The 22,550-nt window shown below is 67.6% G+C and carries 19 protein-coding genes; 15 read left to right on the forward strand and 4 right to left on the reverse strand.

From position 1 onward, the window contains the following. Positions 1 to 71: 71 nt before the first annotated feature. On the reverse strand, positions 72 to 1,883 hold the full coding sequence (gene atzF / locus AB4Z37_RS10435; RefSeq protein WP_441516654.1) for an allophanate hydrolase: 1,812 nt from the start codon (positions 1,881 to 1,883) through the stop codon (positions 72 to 74). 18 nt (positions 1,884 to 1,901) lie between these two features. Then, the gene (locus AB4Z37_RS10440) at positions 1,902 to 2,606 is read right to left on the reverse strand and encodes a cysteine hydrolase family protein (RefSeq protein WP_441516655.1); all 705 of its coding nucleotides are present in this window, start codon (positions 2,604 to 2,606) and stop codon (positions 1,902 to 1,904) included. Between the two features lie 364 nt (positions 2,607 to 2,970). On the opposite strand from AB4Z37_RS10440, the gene AB4Z37_RS10445 reads away from it, so the two are divergent. The 9 genes from AB4Z37_RS10445 (at position 2,971) to AB4Z37_RS10485 (ending at position 12,792) form a co-directional block, all read left to right on the forward strand. Next, positions 2,971 to 4,827: a feruloyl-CoA synthase gene (locus tag AB4Z37_RS10445; protein WP_441516656.1), complete on the forward strand. Its 1,857-nt coding sequence runs from the start codon at positions 2,971 to 2,973 to the stop codon at positions 4,825 to 4,827. 201 nt (positions 4,828 to 5,028) lie between these two features. After that, positions 5,029 to 6,258 carry an aminotransferase class I/II-fold pyridoxal phosphate-dependent enzyme gene (locus tag AB4Z37_RS10450; protein WP_441516657.1) on the forward strand — a complete coding sequence of 410 codons (1,230 nt, stop codon included), beginning with the start codon at positions 5,029 to 5,031 and terminating at the stop codon, positions 6,256 to 6,258. Positions 6,259 to 6,539: 281 nt separating this feature from the next. Then, positions 6,540 to 7,748, forward strand: a complete 1,209-nt coding sequence (locus AB4Z37_RS10455) for an ABC transporter substrate-binding protein (protein ID WP_441516658.1) — start codon at positions 6,540 to 6,542, stop codon at positions 7,746 to 7,748. A gap of 145 nt (positions 7,749 to 7,893) precedes the next feature. After that, entirely contained in the window at positions 7,894 to 8,766 is an 873-nt protein-coding gene (locus AB4Z37_RS10460; RefSeq protein ID WP_441516659.1) for a branched-chain amino acid ABC transporter permease, read from the forward strand. Between the two features lies 1 nt (position 8,767). Then, positions 8,768 to 9,790, forward strand: coding sequence for a branched-chain amino acid ABC transporter permease (locus AB4Z37_RS10465; protein WP_441516660.1), 1,023 nt, complete (start codon positions 8,768 to 8,770; stop codon positions 9,788 to 9,790). Between the two features lie 7 nt (positions 9,791 to 9,797). Beyond that, the gene (locus tag AB4Z37_RS10470; RefSeq protein WP_441516768.1) at positions 9,798 to 10,565 is read left to right on the forward strand and encodes an ABC transporter ATP-binding protein; all 768 of its coding nucleotides are present in this window, start codon (positions 9,798 to 9,800) and stop codon (positions 10,563 to 10,565) included. Next, positions 10,562 to 11,272: an ABC transporter ATP-binding protein gene (locus tag AB4Z37_RS10475; protein ID WP_441516661.1), complete on the forward strand. Its 711-nt coding sequence runs from the start codon at positions 10,562 to 10,564 to the stop codon at positions 11,270 to 11,272. The genes AB4Z37_RS10470 and AB4Z37_RS10475 overlap by 4 nt, the downstream gene beginning before the upstream one ends. 138 nt (positions 11,273 to 11,410) lie before the next feature. Then, entirely contained in the window at positions 11,411 to 12,490 is a 1,080-nt protein-coding gene (locus tag AB4Z37_RS10480; protein WP_441516662.1) for an NAD(P)H-dependent flavin oxidoreductase, read from the forward strand. A gap of 71 nt (positions 12,491 to 12,561) precedes the next feature. Continuing rightward, positions 12,562 to 12,792 carry a hypothetical protein gene (locus AB4Z37_RS10485; protein WP_441516663.1) on the forward strand — a complete coding sequence of 77 codons (231 nt, stop codon included), beginning with the start codon at positions 12,562 to 12,564 and terminating at the stop codon, positions 12,790 to 12,792. 88 nt (positions 12,793 to 12,880) lie between these two features. On the opposite strand, the gene AB4Z37_RS10490 is transcribed toward AB4Z37_RS10485, so the two are convergent. After that, a complete protein-coding gene (locus AB4Z37_RS10490; RefSeq protein WP_441516664.1) occupies positions 12,881 to 13,408 on the reverse strand; it encodes a hypothetical protein in 528 nt (175 codons plus the stop codon). A 15-nt stretch (positions 13,409 to 13,423) separates the two neighbouring features. Further along, positions 13,424 to 14,347, reverse strand: a complete 924-nt coding sequence (locus AB4Z37_RS10495; protein ID WP_441516665.1) for a helix-turn-helix transcriptional regulator — start codon at positions 14,345 to 14,347, stop codon at positions 13,424 to 13,426. Positions 14,348 to 14,590: 243 nt separating this feature from the next. On the opposite strand from AB4Z37_RS10495, the gene AB4Z37_RS10500 reads away from it, so the two are divergent. From AB4Z37_RS10500 to boxA, 6 genes are all read left to right on the forward strand, one after another. Further along, positions 14,591 to 16,126, forward strand: coding sequence for a benzoate-CoA ligase family protein (locus AB4Z37_RS10500; protein ID WP_441516666.1), 1,536 nt, complete (start codon positions 14,591 to 14,593; stop codon positions 16,124 to 16,126). 229 nt (positions 16,127 to 16,355) lie between these two features. Continuing rightward, positions 16,356 to 17,177, forward strand: a complete 822-nt coding sequence (locus AB4Z37_RS10505; RefSeq protein WP_441516667.1) for an alpha/beta fold hydrolase — start codon at positions 16,356 to 16,358, stop codon at positions 17,175 to 17,177. A 53-nt stretch (positions 17,178 to 17,230) separates the two neighbouring features. Further along, the gene (locus tag AB4Z37_RS10510) at positions 17,231 to 17,713 is read left to right on the forward strand and encodes a DUF309 domain-containing protein (protein ID WP_441516668.1); all 483 of its coding nucleotides are present in this window, start codon (positions 17,231 to 17,233) and stop codon (positions 17,711 to 17,713) included. 119 nt (positions 17,714 to 17,832) lie between these two features. Continuing rightward, entirely contained in the window at positions 17,833 to 19,524 is a 1,692-nt protein-coding gene (boxC, locus tag AB4Z37_RS10515; protein ID WP_441516669.1) for a 2,3-epoxybenzoyl-CoA dihydrolase, read from the forward strand. Between the two features lie 46 nt (positions 19,525 to 19,570). After that, positions 19,571 to 21,022, forward strand: a complete 1,452-nt coding sequence (gene boxB, locus AB4Z37_RS10520) for a benzoyl-CoA 2,3-epoxidase subunit BoxB (RefSeq protein WP_441516670.1) — start codon at positions 19,571 to 19,573, stop codon at positions 21,020 to 21,022. A gap of 152 nt (positions 21,023 to 21,174) precedes the next feature. Next, positions 21,175 to 22,371 (forward strand): benzoyl-CoA 2,3-epoxidase subunit BoxA, encoded by a 1,197-nt coding sequence (gene boxA / locus AB4Z37_RS10525; RefSeq protein ID WP_441516671.1) that lies wholly within the window; start codon positions 21,175 to 21,177, stop codon positions 22,369 to 22,371. Positions 22,372 to 22,550 lie beyond the last annotated feature (179 nt).

Genomic DNA, 22,550 nt, shown 5'->3' on the forward strand with positions numbered 1-22,550 from the left:
CCGGCCCGGTGATGACGCCGGAGTGCAGAGCAGGCGCTTTCCGCCTGGTCTCATCCTCTTGGGTTGGCCTCTCACCCCGATGCGGTCGCCTGCGCCGTTGTGAACGCGCGCCAGCCGCCGTAGTGCGAGATGTCGCGGGCGCCGCTGAGCGCAGCGGGCTCGACCAGGAAGCCCTTCACCAGGCGGCCGTCGGCGAGGCGGATCGAGCCGATGCCGAGCGGCGGCGGGATCGCCGCGACGAAGGTGCCGAACGCCGCCGCCGACATCATGTAGATCTCCAGAGCGATGGCCGCGCCGCCGCCGGCCTCGACTCGGAGCAGGCCGGGTTTCGGCGGCGTCGTGCCGGCAAGGGCATAGAGCTTGTAGTCCGGCGCGGTCGCGGTCGTCTCCGCGAGCGTGGCGCCGAGTGCGGTGAGCTCGCCGTTCAGTGGCATGCCGGAGAGATGGGCGCCGACGACTGCAATGGCGATGCCGTCCTGACGGGCCGTGTGCGCCCGCAGCGGCGGCTGCGGCAGCGCGTTGGCGCCGACGGCGAGTTGAGTGTCGGCATGGAAGACGCGGGCGATCGCCGCGAGCGCGGCGTCATGGCCGGCGGGGGCGAGCAGCGTCACGCCGAACGGAATGCTGTCGTCGCGCATCGCGGCGGGCACGGCGATGCCGCAGAGGTCGAGCAGGTTGACGAAGTTGGTGTAGGTGCCGAGCCGGCTGTTGAGCGTGATCGGATCGGCCAGCACCTGCGCGGTGGTGTAGGCGGTCGGTGCGGTCGGCAGCAGCAGTGCGTCGATGCCGGCGAAGGTGGTGCGGGCGACGGCGCGCAGCGCCTCGAGGCGGTAGAATGCGGCGAACGCGTCCGCAGCCGTGGGGCGGGCGCCCGCCAGCGTGATCTCGCGCGTCACCGGGTGGATGGCGTCGGGATCCGAGGCCAGCAGGTCGCGAATGACAAGGTAGCGTTCGGCGACCCAGGGACCTTCGTAGAGCAGGCGGGCGGTCTCATAGAATGGCTCGAGGTCGATCTCGACCGTCGTCGCGCCGAGTCGCACCAGGCGTTCGTGGGCTGCCTGATAGCCCGCCTCCGATGCCCGATCGCCAAAGAACACCAGTTGTTCTGTGCGCGGCACGCCGATTCGCAGGCCCTTGGGCAGGCCGCCGACGGCGCCGAGAGGGTGGTTACGGGAAAACGGATCGGCGGCATCAGGGCCGGCCATCACGGAGAGCGCGGTCACCGCGTCGTCGGTGGTGAGTGCGAAGATCGAGACGCAATCGAGGGTGCGGCAGGCCGGCACCACGCCGGCGGTCGAGATCATGCCGACGCTGGGCTTGAGGCCGACGATGTTGTTGAGCATCGCCGGCACGCGGCCGGAGCCGGCGGTGTCGGTGCCGAGCGCGAGCGGCACGAGGCCGGCGGCGACCGCGACCGCCGAGCCGGAGCTCGAGCCGCCGGGCACGAGGTCGGCATGGACCGGGTTTTTCGGAATGCCGTAGGGCGAGCGCACGCCGACGAGGCCGGTCGCGAACTGGTCGAGGTTGGTCTTGCCGATGACGATCGCGCCGGCGGCGCGCAGCTTCGCCACCGCGGTGGCGTCACGCGTCGGCGTATAGGCGAACGCCGGGCAGGCGGCGGTCGTCGGCAGGCCGGCGACGTCGATATTGTCTTTGATGGCGACCGGCACGCCATAGAGCGGCAGTGTCGCGGCGTCCCGCGTGGCGAGCGCGCGGGCCTCCGCGACCGCCTCCGCCTCGTCGCGCAGGCTGATGAACACAGCGGGATCGCCATGGCCGCGGATGCGGGCGAAGGTGCGCGCCACGGTGTCGGCGGGCGTCGTGGTTCCGGAGCGGTGGGCGGCAACGATCTGGTCGATGGTCTCGATCACGTGGAAGTCCATGATCATCGCAAGGGAACGTCAGGTGCGGACGGGCTGCGGTGCGCCCATCGCGGCGAGCGCGGCTGCCGAGCTGCTGACCCAGCCGAAGATGCCGCCCTGCGCCTTGATCATCTGCAGGCCGGCCTCGTGAAATGCAGGGAAGTAGGAGGCGCAGCAGTCGGCGAGCACGATGCAGCGATAGCCGCGGTCGTTGGCCTCGCGCACGGTGGTGTTGACGCAGACCTCGGTGGTGACGCCGCCGACCAGCAGCGTGTCGATGCCGCGCCGGGTGAGCACCTCGCCGAGCGGCGTGGCGTAGAACGCGCCCTTGCCCGGCTTGTCGATCACGATCTCGCCGGCGGCAGGCGCGAGCGCCGGCACGATGTCGTGGCCGGCCTCGCCGCGAATGAGGATGCGACCCATCGGGCCGGGGTCACCGATGCGCAGCCGTGGAGCGCCGCGCGCCACCTTGGCTGGTGGTGCGTCGGACAGGTCAGGCAGGTGGCCCTCGCGGGTGTGCACCACGGAGAGGCCAGCCTTGCGGGCCGCCGCGAGCAGCGCCGCGCAGGGGGCGACCGCGCTCTGCAGCCGCGACACGTCGTTGCCGAGCGTCTCGCCGAAGCCGCCGGGTTCGAGGAAGTCGCGCTGCATGTCGATGAGCAGGAGGGCGGTCGTCGCCCATCGCACATCGATGGGCTCCGGCTCGGCGGCCAGCCGGCTTGTCGTCGGCAGTGTCTGCGTCACGGGCGGCTCCTGCGTGGCACGGTCGGCGCTGGCGCCGGCGAATGTCGCGTCATCGTGCGAAGCAAGCGGTGTGCCATTGTGTACAACGCTGCCGGCTGCGTTGATGACGCTGATTTTGAAGGAAAAACAGATTGTTAGGTCTGGGGCGCCGGTCGCTCCGGCTGCTGCGGATCAGGTCGGTTGCCCGTTTTAGCGGCAGAGCGGATGTAGTCTCAGGAATAATATTGCATCAATTTAAAGCATTATATTGCATAAATGGACTGATCTCGCGTAAGCAAGACGCAAGCGCCGCCGGGCCCTCAAGTCCGTATCAGCGATGGCGCGCCAAGAGAATTCTAGGGGTGGAATTGAAGGGGAGGGACGCATGGCTGCCGCCGACGCAACCCCGCGCCTGCAAGGCGCCGATCTGTTTGCCGCGCCGCAGACACGGCTCGAACGCCGCGCCGACGGCAGCATCCTCCTGACCTCGCCGGTGCCGCTCGCGCCGGCGGCGCGCTGCGTCGGCGACTGGCTGGAGGACTGGGCGCGGCGGCGGCCGGACCGCGTCTTCCTTGCCGAGCGCGCCGATCCGGCACAGCCCTGGTGCACGCTGAGCTATGGCGATGCGTTGCGGCAGGTGCAGGCGATCGCCTCCTGGATCCTGGCGCAGCGGCTGTCGGCCGAACGGCCGCTCGCCATCCTCTCCGACAACAGCATCGCGCATGCGCTGTTCGCGCTGGCGGCGATGCATGTCGGGGTGCCGGCGGCGGCGATCTCGCCGGCCTATTCGCTGGTGTCGAAAGACTTCGACAAGCTCAAGGACATGATCCGCCTGCTCGACCCCGGCGCGATCTATGTCGCCGATACCGCAGCCTTCGCGCCGGCGCTCGCCGCCATCGCGCCGCTGCACACCGCGGTCGTGGTGGCCGGCGCACCGCGCGATGCGATGGGCGTGCGGGCCTTTGCCGATGTCGCGGCGACGCCGCCGAGCGGCGACGTGGCGCGGGCGTTCGCGCAGATCGGGCCCGACACCATCGCCAAATTCCTGTTCACCTCGGGCTCGACCGGCGCGCCCAAGGCGGTAATCAACACCCAGCGCATGCTGACCACCAGCCAGGCGGCCAAAGCCCAGCTCTGGCCGTTCCTCAACGACGTCGATCTCGTGCTGCTGGACTGGTTGCCCTGGAGCCACACCTTCGGCGCCAACCACAACTTCAACATGGCGCTGCGCAACGGCGGCACGCTCTACATCGACGGCGGCAAGCCGCTGCCCAACCTGTTCGCCACCTCGCTCGCCAACCTGCGCAGCGTGATCCCGACGGTGTATTTCAACGTGCCGCGCGGTTTCGACATGCTGATCGCGGCGCTGCGCGACGACGAGGCGCTGCGCCGCCGCTTCTTCGGCGAGGTCAGGGCGGTGTTCTACGCCGGCGCGGCGCTGCCACAGAATCTCTGGGAAGCGCTGGAGGCGCTGTCGATCGCGACCGTTGGCCATGCGGTGCCGATGGTGTCCGCCTGGGGTTCGACAGAGACCTCGCCGCTCGCCACCGACTGCCATTTCCAGGCGGCGCGCTCCGGCAACATCGGCGTGCCGATCCCGGGTACGCAGATCAAGCTGGTGCCGTCGGGCGACAAGCTCGAGGTGCGGGTGCGCGGTCCCAACGTCACGCCCGGCTACTGGAAAGCGCCGGACATCACCGCGCAGGCGTTCGATGAAGAGCGCTTCTATCGCATCGGCGACGCGGTGCGGCTCGCCGATCCGGACCGTCCGGAACGTGGCTTGTTCTTCGACGGTCGCGTGAGCGAGGACTTCAAGCTGACCTCGGGCACCTGGGTCAATGTCGGTACGCTGCGCCTCGCCGGCATCGCGGCGCTGGCGCCGCTCGCGCAGGATATCGTGGTGTGCGGCCATGGCCGCGACGACGTGCGCTTCCTGGTCTTCCCCAATATTGCGGCCTGCCGGGCGCTGACCGGCCTCGGCGACGCCAGCACCGTGGCCGACGTCCTGGCGCATGACGCGGTGTGTGCGGCGGTGAGGCAGGGCCTGTCGGCCCTGAAGGCGCAGGGCGGCGGCTCCTCGACCTTCGCAACCCACGCCCTGCTGCTGCACGAGCCGCCCTCGGTCGACGGCGGGGAGATCACCGACAAGGGTTACATCAACCAGCGTGCCGTGCTGAGCCGGCGCGCCGACCGGGTGCAACGCCTGGTCGAGGACGGCGGACCGGACTGCATCAGCCTGTAGGCTGCGGCGGTGTCGCCGACCGGATGTTCATTACATTAACCTTACGGCGCGCCCGCCGCGCCGGGTGCTGGAATGCGCCTTCGGATTGCTCTCGGGCGCCCCTGCGACATTCACCGCTTGTCAACGGCATGATCGCTGTGATCAATAGGCGCCATTCGACTCCCGGGGGCGACAGGGGCGAGCGTGCGAGAATTCTCAGAGATGGCCGAGTGGCTCGGCCGCCAGAATCTGTTTGACGACGAATGCGTCGAGTCCCTGCCAGATCCGGCGTTTCGGGCCGAGGGCAGGCACCTCGTCTCCTTCAGCACCAACAACTACCTGTCGATCGCATCGAGCCCGCGCATGGTAGCTGCTGCCCGGCGGGGGCTGGAGCGCTATGGCGTCGGCAACTGCGAGTCGCGGCTGCTCGGCGGCAACCTCGCCGTCTATGACGAGCTCGAGCGCAAGCTCGCGGCCTGCAAGAGCAAGGACGCGGCCGTGCTGTTCGCCACCGGCTATCTGACGAATATCGGTGTGCTCTCGACTATTCCACAAACGTCGAAATACGCGCGCATCTACGGGTTTTCCGGCGTGCGCGAATACACCTACGCTTATTTCTGCGATGAGCTGAATCACGTCAGCATCCGCGAGGGCGTGCGGATGTCCGGGGCGGCGCGGGCGACCTACCGCCATCTCGACCTCAATCATCTCGAGATGCTGCTCAAGAAGTCCACCGCAACCACCAAGATCATCGTCACCGACGGGGTGTTCAGCCAGGACGGCGACATCGCGCCGCTGCCCGATCTGCTGCAACTGGCCGAACGCTACGACGCCACGCTGTATGTCGACGATGCCCATGGCACCGGCGTGCTCGGCGAGCATGGTGGCGGCATCGCCGAGCATTTCGGCGTCAGCAGCGAGCGCCTGATCTACATGGGCACGCTGAGCAAGGCCTATGGCGGCATCGGCGGGTTCATCGCCACGGAGACGTCGATCGCGAAGGCGCTTCGTCTTGCCTGTTCGGCCTACGGCTTCACCTCGACATTGCCGCCGGACCAGGCCGTCGCGCTCTGTGAAGCCATCGACATGGTGGTCGACGAGCCCGAGCGTCGCGCCCGGTTGTGGGACAACCAGCGCTACTTCGTCGAGCGGATGTCCGAGCTGTCCTATCCGCTGGTGTCGACGGAAACCCCGATCGTGCCGATCCTGGTCGGCCACGAAGATGCGGCGTCCGCCCTGGCGCAGGCGCTCGCGGCGTCGAACATCTATGTCGACGCCGTGCGCTTTCCGGCCGTGCCGCTGCGCAAGGCGCGCCTGCGGGTTCAGCTCAACGCCGGGCATACCCACGGGGACATCGACCGGCTGGTCGATGCCCTGCGCGCCCATGAGCATCATCTGGAAGCCATGCTGGCGGCTCCCGTGCGGGCGACCGAGGACGTCGCCAATCCCTGACACAGGTCCGCACTGTCGCGGCCTCCGTGATGACCCGGACGATGTCCGCGGCCTGCGGCGTCTTGTCGCGCCGCGGTCATCGATGCTGCGTCGTGCACGGGCAAGATTTGTTTACCTGAATTATATTTCTTGATTTTGATAACTTCCGCGAATTATGATGCATCCTCACAATCATAAGAAGATGCGGCACCGCCTTTGACGGAGCCGGCGCGCGGACGTTGCTCCGCGGACCGCCGGGCCGTCGGTGCCAGCACAATCAAAAAACCGAGGGAGTAACGCTGATGTCCGATCGTAAAACGCTGCTGCGTGTGACCCGTCGCGGCTTGCTGTCCGGAGCTGCGGGGGCGGCGACGCTTGCGGTGGCACCGCGCCTGATGACCCCGGCCATTGCCCAGGCGGCGCCGTTCAAGGTCGGCCTGATGCTGCCTTACACCGGCACATTCGCGAAGCTCGGCCAGTTCATCGACGATGGCTTCCGTCTCTATGTCGAGCAGAAGGGCGGCAAGCTCGGCGGCCGCGAGATCAGCTTCGTGCAGATTGACGACGAGTCCAAGCCGGAAGCTGCGACCGACAACGTCAATCGCCTGATCGGCCGCGACAAGGTCGACCTGGTCGTCGGCACCGTGCACTCGGGCGTCGCAATGGCCATGGTCAAGGTCGCGCGCGACACCAACACGCTGCTGATCATTCCCAATGCCGGCGCCAACGATGCCACCGGCCCGGCCTGCGCGCCCAACATCTTCCGCTCGTCGTTCTCGAACTGGCAGACCACCTACCCAGCCGGCAAGGTGATGGTCGATGCCGGCCTCAAGAATGTCGTTACCATCACCTGGCGCTATACCGCCGGGCAGGAGATGATCGGCGCGTTCGCCGAGAACTTCACCAAGAACGGCGGCAAGATCGTCGAGCAGCTGACGCTGCCGTTCCCGGAGGTCGAATTCCAGGCACTGATCACCCAGATCGCGTCGCTGAAGCCCGACGCGGTGTTCAGCTTCTTCGCCGGCGGCGGTGCGGTGAAGTTCGTCAAGGACTATGCGGCGGCGGGCCTCAACAAGACCATCCCGCTGTATGGCGCCGGCTTTCTCACCGACGGCACGCTGGAGGCGCAGGGCGCGGCCGCGAACGGCATCCGCACCACGCTGCATTACGCCGACAACCTCGACAATCCCGCCAACATCGCCTTTCTCAAGGCGTTCAAGGCCAAGACGAGTAAGGACGGCGACATCTATGCGGTGCAGGGCTATGACGCCGCGGCCATGCTCGACGTCGGGCTCACCGCGGTGAAGGGCGATGCGTCCGCGCGCGACACGCTGGTCAAGGCGATCGCGGCAGCCAAGATCGATTCGCCGCGCGGGCCGCTGAGCTTCAACAAGGCGCACAACCCGGTCCAGAACATCTACCTGCGCGAAGTCCGCAACGGCCGCAACGAGCTGGTATCGATCGCCCAGGCCGATGTCGACGACCCGGCGCGCGGCTGCAAGCTGACGTGAGGCGCCGATAACTCAACACGGTGCGATGGCTCTGGGAGTCCGGGCGTCTCGCCACCCACCGCCGTCATGCCCGGATCAAGTCCGGCAATGACGCAGTCGGTGGAGATGCGTTTCCGCGCTCGATAGCGCTTACAGGATCGTCCTGATGGATCTCGTCACCTTCGGCGTGCAGCTGCTCAATGCCCTGCAATACGGCATGGTGCTGTTCCTGGTTGCGAGCGGGCTGACGCTGGTGTTCGGCATCCTCGGTGTGATCAACCTCGCGCATGGCGCGTTCTACATGCTGGGCGCTTATCTCGCGTACTGGATCGCGGCCTACAGCGGCAGCTTTTGGCTGGCGCTGGTCGGCGGCGTCGCCATCGCCTTTGTCGTGGGCCTCGTGCTGGAAGCGGTGTTCGTGCGACGGCTGTACGGCCGCGATCACCTCGCGCAGGTGCTGCTGAGCTTCGGCCTCATCCTGATGCTGGACGAGGTGCGGCTGATCCTGTTCGGCAAGGATGTGCATGCGGTGGCGCCGCCGCCGATCCTCGCCGGCGCCATTCATCTCACCGACAACCTGTCCTATCCGGTCTATCGCCTCGCGATCTGCGGCTTCTGCCTGCTGGTGGCGGCCGCCATCTTCGTGGTGATCCGCTACACCAGGATTGGCATGGTGGTGCGGGCAGGCGCCGAGAACCGCGAGATGGCGCGCGTGCTCGGCATCCCCTTCGACACGGTGAACCGCTATGTGTTCGCGGTCGGCATCGCGCTCGCTGCGCTTGGCGGCATCGTGGTGTCGCCGATCTCGACGGTGTTTCCCGGCATGGGCGATGGCATGCTGATCCTGTCGTTCGTCGTGGTGGTGCTGGGCGGCATCGGCTCGGTCGCGGGGGCGGCGGTCGGCGCGCTGCTGATCGGCCTCACCGACACCTTCGGCAAGGTGTTCTTCCCCGGCATTTCCAGCATCATGATCTACCTGCTGATGGCGGCGGTGCTGCTGTGGCGGCCGAACGGCATCCTCGGGCGGCGGGAGGTCTGAGATGGATCGCGCGCTGCGCTTCATCGTCATCGCCGTCCTGCTGCTCGCGGCGGTGGCGCTGCCCTTCATGGTGCCGACTTACTATGTGCAGTTCGCCAGCAAGGTGATGATCATGGGCCTGCTGGCGCTGGCGCTGAACCTCGTGGTCGGCCATGGCGGCATGGTCAGCCTGTGCCATGCGGCGTTCTTTGGCGTTGCCGGCTACATGCTGGCGCTGGCGACGCCGAAATACGATCCGGCGTCGCTGTGGCTGACGCTGCCGCTCGCGGTCGGCGCGTCGGCGCTGGTCGCGCTGGTGATCGGCGCGCTGGCGCTGCGCACCCGCGGCGTCTACTTCATCATGGTGACGCTCGCCTTCGGCGAGATGCTGTTCTACCTGTTCCACGACACCAGCTTCGCCGGCGGCTCCGACGGCGCCTATGTCAACACCAAGCCGGAGATCGCGATCGCCGGCCAGGTACTGCTCGACCTGGAGAAGCCGATCACCTTCTATCTCGTGGTGCTCGGCGTGCTGCTCGCGGCGCTGGCGCTCCTCGACATGCTGGTCGGCTCGCCGTTCGGCCGGGCGCTGGCGGCAGCGCGTGACAACGAGCGGCGGGCGCGCTCGCTCGGCTTCCCGGTGTTCCGGGTGCGCCTGATCGCATTCGTGATCTCCGGCGCGCTCGCCGGCGTCGCCGGCTATTTCGCCGCGGCGCAGTTCGGTTTCGTCGCGCCGCAGATGCTGGGCTGGCACCAGTCGGCGACCGTGCTGGTGATGGTGCTGCTCGGCGGCTTGCATTCGGTGGCGGGGCCGCTGCTCGGCGCGCTGGTGCTGATGGGCCTCGAGGAGGTGCTCAAGGCGGTCACGGTCTACTGGAAACTGGTCGAAGGGCTGATCGTGGTGATCATCGTGCTGGCGCTGCCGAACGGCGTGCGCCAGTTGCTGACCCTGACCTTCGGGCCGCCCGTGGAAGTGACGCCGCCGGTGCGTGCTGACGTGCCGGCTAAGCCCAAGGCTCCAGCGACGGAGGCCGGCCATGGCTGAAGGTCGAATGGCCGAGCCTGTCGCGGCCGCCGCGCTCAGCGCGCGCGGGGTGTGGAAACGGTTCGGCGGACTGAGTGCCGTCGCCGACGTTTCGCTCGATGTCCATGCCGGCGAGATCCATGCGGTGATCGGGCCGAACGGCGCCGGCAAGTCGACACTGATCAACCTGTTGTCGGGCGACCTCTCGCTCAGTGCCGGCACCATCGCGCTCGGCGGCGCCGAGATCGGCCGCCTGCCGCCGGACCGCCGGGCGCGTGCCGGGCTCGGGCGCTCTTATCAGAAGACCACCATTTTTGCGGATTTCACCGTGCACGAGAATGTGCGCCTCGCCGCCCAGGCGCAAGCGGCACAGCCGCTGCGGATGCGCGGCGGCACCAGGGCGGATCCGGTGGTCAACGATCGCGTCGCCGATGCGCTCGCCCGCACCGAGCTTGCGGCGCGCGCGGATGTGGTGGCGCGGCTGCTCAGCCATGGCGAGCAGCGCCAGCTCGAGATCGCGATGGTGCTGGCGACCGATCCCAGCGTCATCCTGCTCGACGAGCCGCTGGCCGGCATGGGCCAGTCGGAGGCGCGCCGCGTGGTCGACCTGATCGCGTCGCTGAGGAGCGGCCGCGCGGTGCTGATCGTCGAGCACGACATGGACGCGGTGTTCGAGCTCGCCGACCGTCTCACGGTCATGGCCGACGGACGCGTGATCGCCAGCGGCCGGCCGGCGGACGTGCGCAAGGATGCCGCGGTGCGCGCCGCCTATCTCGGCGAGGAGGATGACGCATGACGGCGCTCCTGACCATCGAGCGGCTGGAGGCATTTTACGGCGCGAGCCAGATCCTGCACGGCATCGATCTGTCGGTCGCGCGCGGCGAGCAGGTCGCGTTGATCGGCCGCAATGGCATGGGCAAGACTACGCTGTTGCGCACGCTGATGGGCCTCGTCGCCGACTGCCGCGGCCGCATCGCGGTCGCCGGCCGCGACATTCGCGGTCTCGCCCCGGAGCGCATCGCGCGCGCCGGCGTAGCGCTGGTGCCGGAGGGGCGCGGCGTGTTCGGCTCGCTGTCGGTGGTCGAGAACCTGGTGATGGCGGCACGGCCCGCGGTCGACGGCCGGCGCCACTGGACGCTGGAGCGGATCTTTTCACTGTTTCCCCGCCTTGCCGAGCGGCGTGACCATGGCGGCCACCAGCTCTCCGGCGGCGAGCAGCAGATGCTGACCATCGGCCGCGCGCTGATGACCAATCCCGACCTCGTGCTGATCGACGAGGCAACCGAGGGTCTCGCGCCGCTGGTGGCGCGCGAGATCTGGCGCACGCTTGGCGTGATCCGCGACGAGGGCGTCGCGACGGTGGTGGTCGACAAGGATTTCCGCAGCCTGGCGCGGATCGTCGACCGCGCGGTGCTGCTGTCGAAGGGCCGCGTGGTGTTCGACGGCGCGCCGGCGGAGCTTGCCGCGCAGCGCGGCTTGCTGGAGCATCATCTCGGCGTGTGAGCGCGCGCTATCGGGGTGGCGAGCGATCGGTGGTCGCGATAACCGTCATCTGTTCAATTCATGCCCCGGCCATCCGCCAGGGGTGTATCGTGGACCACGCGCCGGCGACCGGTGCGTGCCAGCAGATAGGCGATAGTCATGACCGCTCTCCATCACGCCCGTGCCCGGGCTGAAGCCTTCGCCCATTCCCTCGGTCTGCGTGTGCCGATCCTGCTCGGGCCGATGGCCGGCGCCTGTCCGCCGTCGCTGTCGATCGCGGTCGGCAATGCCGGAGGTCTCGGCAGTGCCGGCGTGTTGCTGATGAAGCCTGAGGCGATCAAGGCGTGGGCGGCGGAGGTGCGCAGCGGCACCAACGGTGCCTTTAATCTCAACCTCTGGATTCCCGATCCGGCGCCGCGCCGCGATGCTGCGGCCGAAGCAGCCGTGCGCGAGTTCCTGAAGGGCTTTGGCCCGGAGGTGAAGCCGGAGGCTGCGGATGCGACGCCGCCGGATTTCGCTGCGCAGTGCGAGGCGATGCTGGAGGCGGCACCCGCCTTCATCTCCTCGGTGATGGGGCTCTATCCGCCGGAGTTCGTCGCGCGAATGAAGGCCAAGGGCATCAAGTGGATCGCCAACATCTCCTCGGTGACCGAGGCGAAGGCGGCGGAAGCGGCCGGCGCCGATATCATCGCGGCGCAGGGCATGGAGGCCGGCGGCCATCGTGGCGCGTTCGATGCGGCCACCGCCGAGGCCAACATGATCGGCCTGTTCTCGCTGCTGCCGGCGGTGGTCGATGCGGTCAAGCTGCCGGTGGTCGCGACCGGCGGCATTGGCGATGCCCGGGGTGTCGCGGCCGCGCTGCTGCTCGGAGCGTCTGCCGTGCAGATCGGCTCCGGCTTTCTGCGGTGTCCGGAGGCGAAGATTGCGCCCGCGTGGGCCGATGCGCTCGGCCGCACCCTGCCGGAGCAGACCAGGATCTCGCGGGTGTTCTCCGGCCGGCCCGGCCGCTCCATCGCCACCGCCTATGTCCAGGCCGCCACCGCGCCGGGGGCACCCAGCCCTGCGCCCTATCCGGTGCAGCGCGGGTTGACCCAGGCGATGCGCGATGCCGCGGTGAAGGCTGACAACATCGACGGCATCCAGGCCTGGGCCGGGCAGTCGAGTGCGATGGCCCGGGCCGTGCCAGCCGCCGAAGTGGTCCGTGACCTCTGGGAGGGCGCCAGCGCCCTGCTGGGCTGAACGTCCTCAAATCCGCCACAGCACGGGCGCACGGCAGGCATCAGCCTCTGTCCTTCATGGAACGATCCGCCATGCGCCTGCTGCTCGGAACTGTCATCTGTATCGCGCTCGCCACGTGTGCCGGTGCGACGGAACAGGGCGGCAGCAGCGCCGCGCCGGCCTCGCTGTCGGAAGCCTATTCACAGACCCAGGCGGCTGGCGTGCCGAATGCCCATGTTCGCACGGCGCCCACGCCGTCGTCCGGCTCCGACCGGCCCTGGACCGGCATGCATGTCGGGGTCGATGTCGGCGCCGCGAAGTAAGCAATCACCGGGACGAGCCCGGCCACGACGGAGAAGGATGGAAAGCACGATCGTTCAATTTGGCTTGATGTCTTTTTCAGCCAGACAATCAGGATGACGGACAACAACCTCGATCCGTCTCAATCCTGCTCGGGTCGTCGACGATCCTGATCGCTGCGTCATCGGCACCCCGGATGTCCTGTGCCAGCGGCGCCGGCCACTGCACCACCAGCGTGCCGATCAGGTCTTCGAGACCGCTCTCTTCGCGCACGTCATAGAACACCGGCGCATCGGCATGGGCGATGAAGCTGTGCAGCAGATGCGCGGCATCATAGTCGTAGACGATGTCGCCGGGCGCGATGCCGGGGCGGCGCATGGCGAAGCGGCGATACGCCGTCAGCCGCGCCTTGCCGTCAGGCAGCGCCATGAACGACAGCACGCAGCGGTCGTGGGCGATGCGCGGGCCGTCCTGCATGCGGTCGTACATGTGCAAGACGCCGGCGCGATCGAGATCGGCGATCGAACGGAAGTCGTCGCAGGCGTGCTCGGGATGCAGGTCGTTGCGGATGGCGGTGACGGTGGTGGCGTCGACGCCGCGGTCGCGCAGGAGATCGGCCAGGGTGCAGGCCGGTGTCATCGCGCCGCTGTCATCTCACGACGCCGCGCGTGCGAAGTCGTGGCTGTCCTGCGCCAGCACCGGCGTGACCGCGTCGACGAGGCGCGTCGCGGCGTCCTTGACGCTGAGGCCCGCGGTGTCGACGCAGGCGGCGGCGCGGGCGTAGAGCGGCTCGCGGCTGAGCAGGATGGTGCGCAACTCCTGCATCGCCGAGCGATCGTCGGCCATCGGCCGGAGGTCGCCCTGGCGCCGCACGCGGGCCATATGCTCCTCGGGCTCGGCCTTCAGCCAGATCGTGTAGTACGACGACAGGATGAGGTCGAAGGTCAGCGGCTCGGAGACGATGCCGCCGCCGGTGGCGAGCACGATCGGCGCCTTGCGCGCCAGCAGCTGGCCGAGCGCGGCCTGCTCCATGCGGCGGAAGCCTTCCTGGCCGTAGAGCGCGATGATCTCGGCGACGGACAGGCCGTTCTGCCGCTCGATCTCCTTGTTGAGCTCGACGAAGTTCCAGCCGATCCGCTCTGCCAAGAGCTTGCCGAGCGTCGACTTGCCGGCGCCGCGCAGCCCGATCAAGGCGATGCCGGCGAAGGCCACCTTGCGCTGCGCCAGTGGCGCGGCGCTCTGGCCGGACAGCACATCCTTGGCATGGGCGACCTGCTGCGGCGTCGCCTTGCGGATCAGGTCGCGGATCACCGGCCAGTCCGGTGAGGTTTCGCCGGACGGGATCAGGTCCTCGAGCGGCGTCGCCATCGCCTGCGCCACCCGGCGCAGCAGCACGATCGACACATTGCCTTTGCCGCTTTCCAGCTGGGCGATGTAGCGTTCGGAAATGCCGGAGACGCGGGCCAGCACCTTGCGCGACATGCCGCGCAGCCCGCGCATGGTGCGAACGCGCTGGCCAAGCTCCTGGAGAAAGCCGTCTTCCTGGTCGTCCTGCCGGGTGTCGGGGTGGTCGGTCATGGCCGGACGGTCAGTCTCCAGAGCCGGGATTCGATGAGGTTGCGAACCTGAAACATAGTGCCGCGCAAGATTGACAGCAAGCGTGTGAAGTGTATTTATATGAATTATAATTCAAAAAACGCAGGGAGGGTGCGCTGTGGCCATCGGCGGCGAGATCACGCGGACGACTACGCGAAATATAATTCATAGTTCGCCGAGATATGCACAGGCCTGCCATGGCGCGCGCGGAGGAGAGCGCCAGCGATGAGCGACAGCTACAACGCGGTGACCTACCTGCTCGACCGTAACGTCGCCGAGGGCCGCGGCGCCAAGGTGGTGTTCACCGATCCCACGTCCGAGATCACCTATGCCGGCCTGCAGACCCAGACCCGGCGGCTCGCCAATGTGCTGAAGCGCCTCGGCGTGCGCCGCGAGGAGCGGGTGGCGATGATCATGCTGGACACGATCGACTTTCCCGTCGTGTTCCTGGGCGCGATCCGCGCTGGCGTCGTGCCGGTGCCGCTGAATACGCTGCTCACGTCAGCGCAATATGCCTACGTGCTGGCCGACTGCCGGGCGCGGGTGCTGTTCATCTCCGAGGCGCTGCTGCCGGTGGTGGCCGGCATCCTGCCGCAACTGCCCGATCTCGCGCATGTCGTGGTGTCCGGCGCCGATGCGCATGGCCATCAGCGCCTCGCCGACCTGCTGGCGCAGGAAAGCGATCAGTTCGAGACGGTGGCGACCCATCGCGACGAGCCGGCGTTCTGGCTCTACTCCTCGGGCTCGACCGGCATGCCCAAGGGCGTGCGCCATCTCCACGGCAACCTGCAGGCCACGGCAGAGACCTATGCGCAGCAGGTGCTCGGCATCCGCGAGAGCGATGTCGGGCTGTCGGCGGCGAAGCTGTTCTTTGCCTACGGGCTCGGCAATGCGTTGACCTTCCCGATGTCGGTGGGTGCGTCCACCATCCTCAATCCAGAGCGGCCGACGCCGGCGGTGATGTTCGACCTCATTCGCCGCCATGACCCCAGCATCTTCTTCGGCGTGCCGACGCTGTTTGCGGCGATGCTGAACGACGACGCCAACAAGACCGCGCCACGCACCGCGCGGTTGCGGGTCTGCACCTCCGCCGGCGAGGCGCTGCCGGAGCAGGTCGGACAGAACTGGACCGAGCGCTTCGGCGTCGAGATCCTCGACGGGGTCGGCTCGACCGAGCTGCTGCACATCTTTCTGTCCAACGCGCCAGGCGACGTGAAATACGGCACCTCGGGCCGGCCGGTGCCGGGCTATGCGGTGCGTCTGGTCAATGACGCCGGCCAGGAGGTCGCCGACGGCGAGGTAGGCGAGCTCGTCGTCAACGCGCCATCCGCCGGCGAAGGCTACTGGAACCAGCGCAGCAAGAGCCGCCAGACCTTCGAGGGCAACTGGACGCGCACCGGCGACAAGTATGTCCGCGACGGCGAGGGTCGCTACACCTACTGCGGCCGTGCCGACGACATGTTCAAGGTCTCGGGCATCTGGGTGTCGCCGTTCGAGGTCGAGAGCGCGCTGATCTCCCACCCCTCGGTGCTGGAGGCAGCGGTGGTGCCGGCGTCCGACGGGGAAGGGCTGCTGAAGCCGAAGGCGTTCGTGGTGCTGAAGGCCGGCGCCGGCACGGACGGCCTGCACGAGGCGCTGAAGGAGCACGTCAAGCAGAAGATCGGCCCGTGGAAGTATCCGCGCTGGATCGAGGTGGTGGAGAACCTGCCCAAGACCGCGACCGGCAAGATCCAGCGGTTCAAGCTGCGTGAGGAGACCTGAATAGATTCATGAATGCATGGCGCCGTCACTCCTCATGGTGAGGAGCGGCCAACGGCTGCGTCTCGAACCATGAGGCCTGTGTCTGGGCGGCGCGGGCCTCCATCCTTCGAGACGGTTGCGGAGCCTGTCATCGGGCCGCGCTTCGCGCGGATCCGTTGGCAGCCTCCTCAGGATGAGGAGGGATGGCGCGCAATGGAATGTGAAGCAAGACAATGGAACGGAGACCATCATGACCGTGCTGCAGCCATCGGGACGCCTGACCATCGGAGCGAGCGAGCTCGAATACCGCATGGTCGGGCCGGCGCCCGACGTCGCGCCGACGCTGGTGCTGCTGCACGAAGGGCTCGGCTCCGTCGGGCTGTGGGGCGATTTTCCTGATCGCCTTGCGGCGGCGACTGGCGTCGGGGTGTTCGTTTATTCGCGCGCCGGCTACGGCGCGTCGAGCCCGGTGGCGCTGCCGCGGCCGCTCGACTACATGCACCGCGAGGCGCTCGACGTGCTGCCGAAGGTGCTCGATGCCATCGGCTTCCGCCGCGGGCTGCTGGTCGGCCATTCCGACGGCGCATCGATCGCGGCGATCTACGCCGGCAGTGTGCAGGATCACCGCGTGCGCGGGCTCGGCCTGATCGCGCCGCATTTCATCGTCGAGGCCATCTCGGTGGCGTCGATCGCTGAAATCAAGACCGACTATGAGCAGACTGAGCTGCGCGCCAAGCTGGCGCGCTGGCACAGCGATGTTGATAACGCGTTCTATGGCTGGAACGGCGCCTGGCTCGATCCGGCGTTCCGCGCCTGGGACATCTCCGAGGTGCTGGCCTATGTCCGTGTGCCGATCCTGATCGTGCAGGGCGCGGGCGACCACTACGGCACGCTGCGCCAGATCGAGATCGCACAGGAGGAGTGCTACTGCCCGGTCGACGTCGAGATCATTCCCGGCGCCGCGCACAGTCCGCATCGCGAGGCCGCCGAGGTGACGCTCAGTGCGGTCGCCGGGTTCGTCGACCGCATCCTGCAGGTGCATGGCGAGGGTGCGCGCGAGCGCGTGGCGTAGGTTCGCCAGACACGAGGACAACGATCATCGGAACGACCGACCAGGCCTCGGACATGTTCGCGCTGCCGCGCTGGGCCCATGTGCCTGGCGTCGGCGCGGCCGCGGATCGCGACGCGCTCGATCCGGTCAAGGCGCATGTGCCGGCATCGTTCATTCGCCATGTGCCGGCCACGCACCCGGCGCTGTGCCATGGCTTGCGGCTCAACGATGCCTGCTACTTTTGGGAAGCCCACGAGATCCTCGAGGCGGTGTGGCGGGCGGCGCCGAAGGGCGGGCGCGATCGCGTCGCGCTGCGCGCCTGCATCCAGGTCGCCAACGCCAACCTCAAGGCGAAAATGGGCCGGCTCGCCGCCGCCCGCCGCTTGTTCGCCGATGCCGGGGCGGAGTTCGCTGAGCTTGCGGTGCGGGAGGGCGGTGCCACGGATGCCGGCAGTTTTGCAGCGACGTGTCCGGTGACCGTCCTGGTCGGCGACCTGCGGCGCGCCGGTCTTGCCGGGGCGCCTGACCTGGTCCGGCTGGTCCGGGCATCAATATGAATAAAAATGCATGTTTTGAGTGCTTGGCGCTGGACGAGCGGCATAATATGCATTATTATGCATAATAACCCTCAAGAGGGTTCACGCAAACACCACACGACAACAGGGTAGGTTGGCTCATGGCAGGTGAGGACAGCAAACTCGCCAATGGCGCGACGTTCATCGATTTTCAGACCGATCCGTCGCGCTACCGGCACTGGAAGCTCGACGTCGCCGGCGATGTCGCCACGCTGACCATGGATGTCGACGAGAACGGCGGTCTGTTCGAAGGCTACCTGCTCAAGCTCAATTCCTACGACCTCGGCGTCGACATCGAGCTCGCCGACGCCGTACAGCGGCTGCGCTTCGAGCACCCTGAAGTGAAGGCGGTGGTGCTGCGCTCGGGCAAGAACCGGGTGTTCTGCGCCGGCGCCAACATCCGCATGCTCGCTGGATCGACCCACGCCCACAAGGTCAATTTCTGCAAGTTCACCAACGAGACCCGTAACGGCATCGAGGATTCCAGCGCCAACTCCGGCCAGCGCTTCATCTGCGTGGTCAACGGCACCGCCGCGGGCGGCGGTTATGAGCTGGCGCTCGCCGCCGATCATATCGTGCTCGCCGACGACGGCTCGGCCGCCGTGGCGCTGCCCGAGGTGCCGCTGCTGGCGGTGCTGCCGGGCACCGGCGGCCTCACCCGCGTGGTCGACAAGCGTAAAGTGCGCCGCGACCATGCCGACTATTTCTGCACCATCGAGGAAGGCGTGAAGGGCCGCCGCGCGGTGCAGTGGCGTCTCGTCGACGAGCTCGCGCCCAATTCCCGACTCGAAGCCAAGGTCGCCGAGCGCGCCCGTGCCTTCGCCGAGGCCTCGCCGCGGGCCGGCGCGGGCCAGAAAGGTATTGCGCTGACGCCGCTCAAGCGGGTCATCGGCGACGATGGCGTCCACTATGGCTTCGTCGATGTCGAGATCAACCGTGCGGCGCGCATCGCAACCATCACCATCAAGGCGCCGGACGAGGCACCGCCTGCCGACATCGCAGGTCTCGTCGCGCGCGGCGCGGACCTGTGGTCGCTGCAGGCGGCGCGCGAACTCGACGACGCCATCCTGCACCTGCGTATCAACGAGCTCGGGCTCGCCATGCTGGTGTTCAAGTCCCACGGCGACAGCGCCAAGGTGCTGGCCTATGACGCGCTGCTCGAGGCGCACAAGGATCACTGGCTGGTCAACGAGATCCGCCATTACTGGAAGCGCGTGCTCAAGCGCGTCGACGTCACCTCGCGCACGCTGGTGGCGCTGGTCGAGCCGGGATCGTGCTTCGCCGGCACGCTCGCCGAGCTCGTGTTCGCCGCCGACCGCTCCTACATGCTGATCGGTGAGAAGCAGGGCGACAACCGTCCGCCGGCGACTCTCGTGCTGTCGTCGGCCAACTTCGGGCCCTATCCGATGAGCCATGGCCTGACACGCCTGGAGGCGCGCCTGCAGGCCGATCCCGCCGATCTCGAGGCAGCGAAGGCGCGGATCGGCGACACGCTCGATGCGCAGACCGCCGAGGAGCTTGGGCTCGTCACCTTCGCGCTCGACGACATCGACTGGGACGATGAGGTGCGCGTGTTCCTGGAGGAGCGCGCCAGCTTCTCGCCCGACAGCCTCACCGGCATGGAGGCGAACCTGCGCTTCGTCGGGCCGGAGACCATGGAGTCCAAGATCTTCGCGCGCCTCACCGCGTGGCAGAACTGGATCTTCCAGCGGCCGAACGCGGTCGGCCCGGACGGCGCGCTGCGCCGCTACGGCACTGGCGAGCGCGCGCAGTTCGACATGACGCGGGTGTGAGACAGGGCAGCGGACGCGCGTCCACAAGAACAAAGCATAGCGGGAGTTGGCCATGAACGTGATGAACGTCGACTACACCACCAAAATTCCGAACAACGTCAATCTCGCCGAGGACCGCCAGGTGCTGAAGGCGCTGGAAGGCTGGCACCCCGGTTATCTCGACTGGTGGAACGACATGGGTCCGGAGGGTTTCCAGGAAGCGCTGGTCTACCTGCGCACCGCGGTCAGCGTCGATCCCAAGGGCTGGGCCAAGTTCGACTACGTGCGCATGCCGGATTATCGCTGGGGTGTGCTGCTGGCGCCGCAGGACGAGGCACGCCTCGTGAACTTCGGCCAGCACAAGGGCGAGAAGGCGTGGCAGGAAGTGCCCGGCGAATACCGCGCCATGCTGCGCCGCCTGGTCGTGATCCAGGGCGACACCGAGCCGGCCTCGGTCGAGCAGCAGCGCCATCTCGGCAAGACTGCGCCGTCGCTCTACGACATGCGCAACCTGTTCCAGGTCAATGTCGAGGAAGGCCGCCATCTCTGGGCGATGGTCTACCTGCTGCAGAAGTATTTCGGCCGTGACGGCCGCGAGGAGGCGGACGACCTGCTGCGCCGCCGCTCGGGCGATGCCGACGCGCCGCGCATGCTCGGCGCCTTCAACGAGGCGACGCCGGACTGGCTGTCGTTCTTCATGTTCACCTTCTTCACCGACCGCGACGGCAAGATGCAGCTCGAGAGCCTGGCGCAATCCGGCTTCGATCCGCTGTCGCGCACCTGCCGCTTCATGCTGACCGAGGAGGCGCACCACATGTTTGTCGGCGAGACCGGCGTCGGCCGCGTCCTGCAGCGCACCTGCGAGGCGATGAAGGCGGCGGGCATCGAGGATCCCAACGCTATCGACAAGGTGCGCGCGCTTGGCGTCATCGACCTGCCGACCATGCAGAAGAAAATGAACCTGCATTACTCGCTGTCGCTCGACCTGTTCGGCTCCGAGGTCTCGACCAACGCCGCGAACTTCTACAACGCCGGTCTCAAGGGCCGCTTCCAGGAGACCAAGATCGAGGACGACCACCGCCTCACCAGCGATATCTATCCGGTGCTCAAGCTGGTCAACGGCGAGATCAAGCTGGTCGACGAGCCGGCGCTGACCGCGCTCAACATGCGCCTGCGCGACGACTACACCGCCGACTGTGCCAAGGGCGTCGAGCGCTGGAACAAGATCATCGAGAAGGCCGGCGTCGACTTCCGACTGGAGCTGCCGCACACCGCGTTCCACCGTCAGATCGGCGAGTTCGCCAATGTCCAGGCGACGCCCAAGGGCATCATCGTCAGCGATGCGGAGTGGGCGCGTCTGCGCAACGACTACCTGCCGTCGAGCGCGGACGGCGACTTCATTGCGTCGCTGATGACGCCGGTGGTGGAGGCGGGCCAGTTCGCCAACTGGATCGCGCCGCCCAAGGTCGGCATCGACAACAAGCCCGGCGACTTCGAGTATGTGAAGATCGCGGCGTAACATCTTCCGGGGTGCAGAACCTCATGGTGAGGAGCCCGGCACTGCCGGGCGTCTCGAACCATGAGGCCTCATCCTTCGAGACGCGGCCTTGCGGCCGCTCCTCAGGATGAGGGGAAGCTTACTTCTCCTTTTCTATTTTGGGCAGCAAAGCCATGCACGTCGAAGGTCTTCTCAAGCAGCATGTGATCGACCCGGAGATCTGCATCCGGTGCAACACCTGCGAGGAGACGTGCCCGGTCGACGCGGTGACCCATGACGACAACAACTATGTCGTCAATGCGGACATCTGCAACTACTGCATGGACTGCATCTCGCCATGTCCGACCGGCGCCATCGACAACTGGCGCGTGGTGACGAAAGCCTACTCGCTCGAGGACCAGTTCTCGTGGGGCGAGCTGCCGCTGCAGGAGGACCTCGGCACCGCCGACGCCGGCGGCGCCATCGAGGCACTGGAGGACGATGTCGGCGCGCTGCTCGAAGAGGCGCGCAAGGGCCTCGGCGGCAAGCCGATCGCGCCAGCGTCCGCGAGCAAGCCGACCGTCAACCTCTACAACCGCGGCAAGCCGGCGAAGGCGACGATCACCGGCAACTTCCGTCTCACCGATGCGGGCGCGGATTCCGACGTCCGTCACCTCATTCTCGACTTCGGCGACCAGCCGTTTCCGGTGCTGGAGGGCCAGAGCATCGGCATCATCCCGCCGGGCACCGATGCCGACGGCAAGCCGCATGCGGCGCGGCTCTATTCCATCGCCAGTTCCCGCGACGGCGAGAAACCGAACGCCAATAACCTCGCGCTCACCGTCAAGCGCGAGCCGGGCGGCGTCTGCTCCAACTTCCTGTGCGACCTGCCGCGCGGCGCCAAGGTCGAGGTCACCGGCCCGTTCGGTGCGACCTTCCTGATTCCGAACGATCCGGCGTCGAACATCGTGATGATCTGCACCGGCACCGGTTCGGCGCCGTTCCGCGCCTTCACCGAGCGGCGCCGCCGCGCCATGCCGCAGGCGCCAGGACACCTCCTGCTGTTCTTCGGCGCGCGGCGTCCGGAGGAGCTGCCGTATTTCGGCCCGCTGCAGAAGGTGCCGGAAAAATTGCTGACGCGGCACTTCTGCTATTCACGGGTGCCCGGCGAGCCGCGCACCTATGTACAGGACCGCATTCGCAGCGAGGGCGGCCGCGTCGCCACGCTGCTCGGCGACGCTAACACTCATGTCTATATCTGCGGCCTCAAGGGCATGGAAAGCGGCGTCGATGAAGCCTTCGCCGACATCTGCCGCCACGCCGGCGTCGACTGGGCCGGCCTCAAGATCGCCATGCGCGAGAGCGGCCGCTATCACGTCGAGACGTATTGAGGCGTTCGTCGTCGCTCTGAAGATGCAAGCCCCTCATGGTGAGGAGGCGCGCTCGCGCCGTCTCGAACCATGAGGCCGAGGCGCGCTACGCGGCCTCATCCTTCGAGACGCGGCCAAGAGGCCGCTCCTCAGGATGAGGGGAAACGCCGAGGCGAAGTGAAGCGGTTTCCCCGTCGCAA

Origin of the sequence: Bradyrhizobium sp. 2TAF24, from assembly GCF_052115025.1 — a bacterium.
GTDB lineage: Bacteria > Pseudomonadota > Alphaproteobacteria > Rhizobiales > Xanthobacteraceae > Bradyrhizobium_A.

Excerpts from the sequence above, each read along its gene's own strand:
- atzF (WP_441516654.1), bottom strand. The coding sequence starts at position 1,883 with ATGGACTTCCACGTGATCGAGACCATCGACCAGATCGTTGCCGCCCAC.
- AB4Z37_RS10445 (WP_441516656.1), top strand. The coding sequence starts at position 2,971 with ATGGCTGCCGCCGACGCAACCCCGCGCCTGCAAGGCGCCGATCTGTTT.
- AB4Z37_RS10450 (WP_441516657.1), top strand. The coding sequence starts at position 5,029 with ATGGCCGAGTGGCTCGGCCGCCAGAATCTGTTTGACGACGAATGCGTC.
- AB4Z37_RS10455 (WP_441516658.1), top strand. The coding sequence starts at position 6,540 with ATGTCCGATCGTAAAACGCTGCTGCGTGTGACCCGTCGCGGCTTGCTG.
- AB4Z37_RS10460 (WP_441516659.1), top strand. The coding sequence starts at position 7,894 with ATGGATCTCGTCACCTTCGGCGTGCAGCTGCTCAATGCCCTGCAATAC.
- AB4Z37_RS10465 (WP_441516660.1), top strand. The coding sequence starts at position 8,768 with ATGGATCGCGCGCTGCGCTTCATCGTCATCGCCGTCCTGCTGCTCGCG.
- AB4Z37_RS10470 (WP_441516768.1), top strand. The coding sequence starts at position 9,798 with ATGGCCGAGCCTGTCGCGGCCGCCGCGCTCAGCGCGCGCGGGGTGTGG.
- AB4Z37_RS10475 (WP_441516661.1), top strand. The coding sequence starts at position 10,562 with ATGACGGCGCTCCTGACCATCGAGCGGCTGGAGGCATTTTACGGCGCG.
- AB4Z37_RS10480 (WP_441516662.1), top strand. The coding sequence starts at position 11,411 with ATGACCGCTCTCCATCACGCCCGTGCCCGGGCTGAAGCCTTCGCCCAT.
- AB4Z37_RS10485 (WP_441516663.1), top strand. The coding sequence starts at position 12,562 with ATGCGCCTGCTGCTCGGAACTGTCATCTGTATCGCGCTCGCCACGTGT.
- AB4Z37_RS10490 (WP_441516664.1), bottom strand. The coding sequence starts at position 13,408 with ATGACACCGGCCTGCACCCTGGCCGATCTCCTGCGCGACCGCGGCGTC.
- AB4Z37_RS10495 (WP_441516665.1), bottom strand. The coding sequence starts at position 14,347 with ATGACCGACCACCCCGACACCCGGCAGGACGACCAGGAAGACGGCTTT.
- AB4Z37_RS10500 (WP_441516666.1), top strand. The coding sequence starts at position 14,591 with ATGAGCGACAGCTACAACGCGGTGACCTACCTGCTCGACCGTAACGTC.
- AB4Z37_RS10505 (WP_441516667.1), top strand. The coding sequence starts at position 16,356 with ATGACCGTGCTGCAGCCATCGGGACGCCTGACCATCGGAGCGAGCGAG.
- AB4Z37_RS10510 (WP_441516668.1), top strand. The coding sequence starts at position 17,231 with ATGTTCGCGCTGCCGCGCTGGGCCCATGTGCCTGGCGTCGGCGCGGCC.
- boxC (WP_441516669.1), top strand. The coding sequence starts at position 17,833 with ATGGCAGGTGAGGACAGCAAACTCGCCAATGGCGCGACGTTCATCGAT.
- boxA (WP_441516671.1), top strand. The coding sequence starts at position 21,175 with ATGCACGTCGAAGGTCTTCTCAAGCAGCATGTGATCGACCCGGAGATC.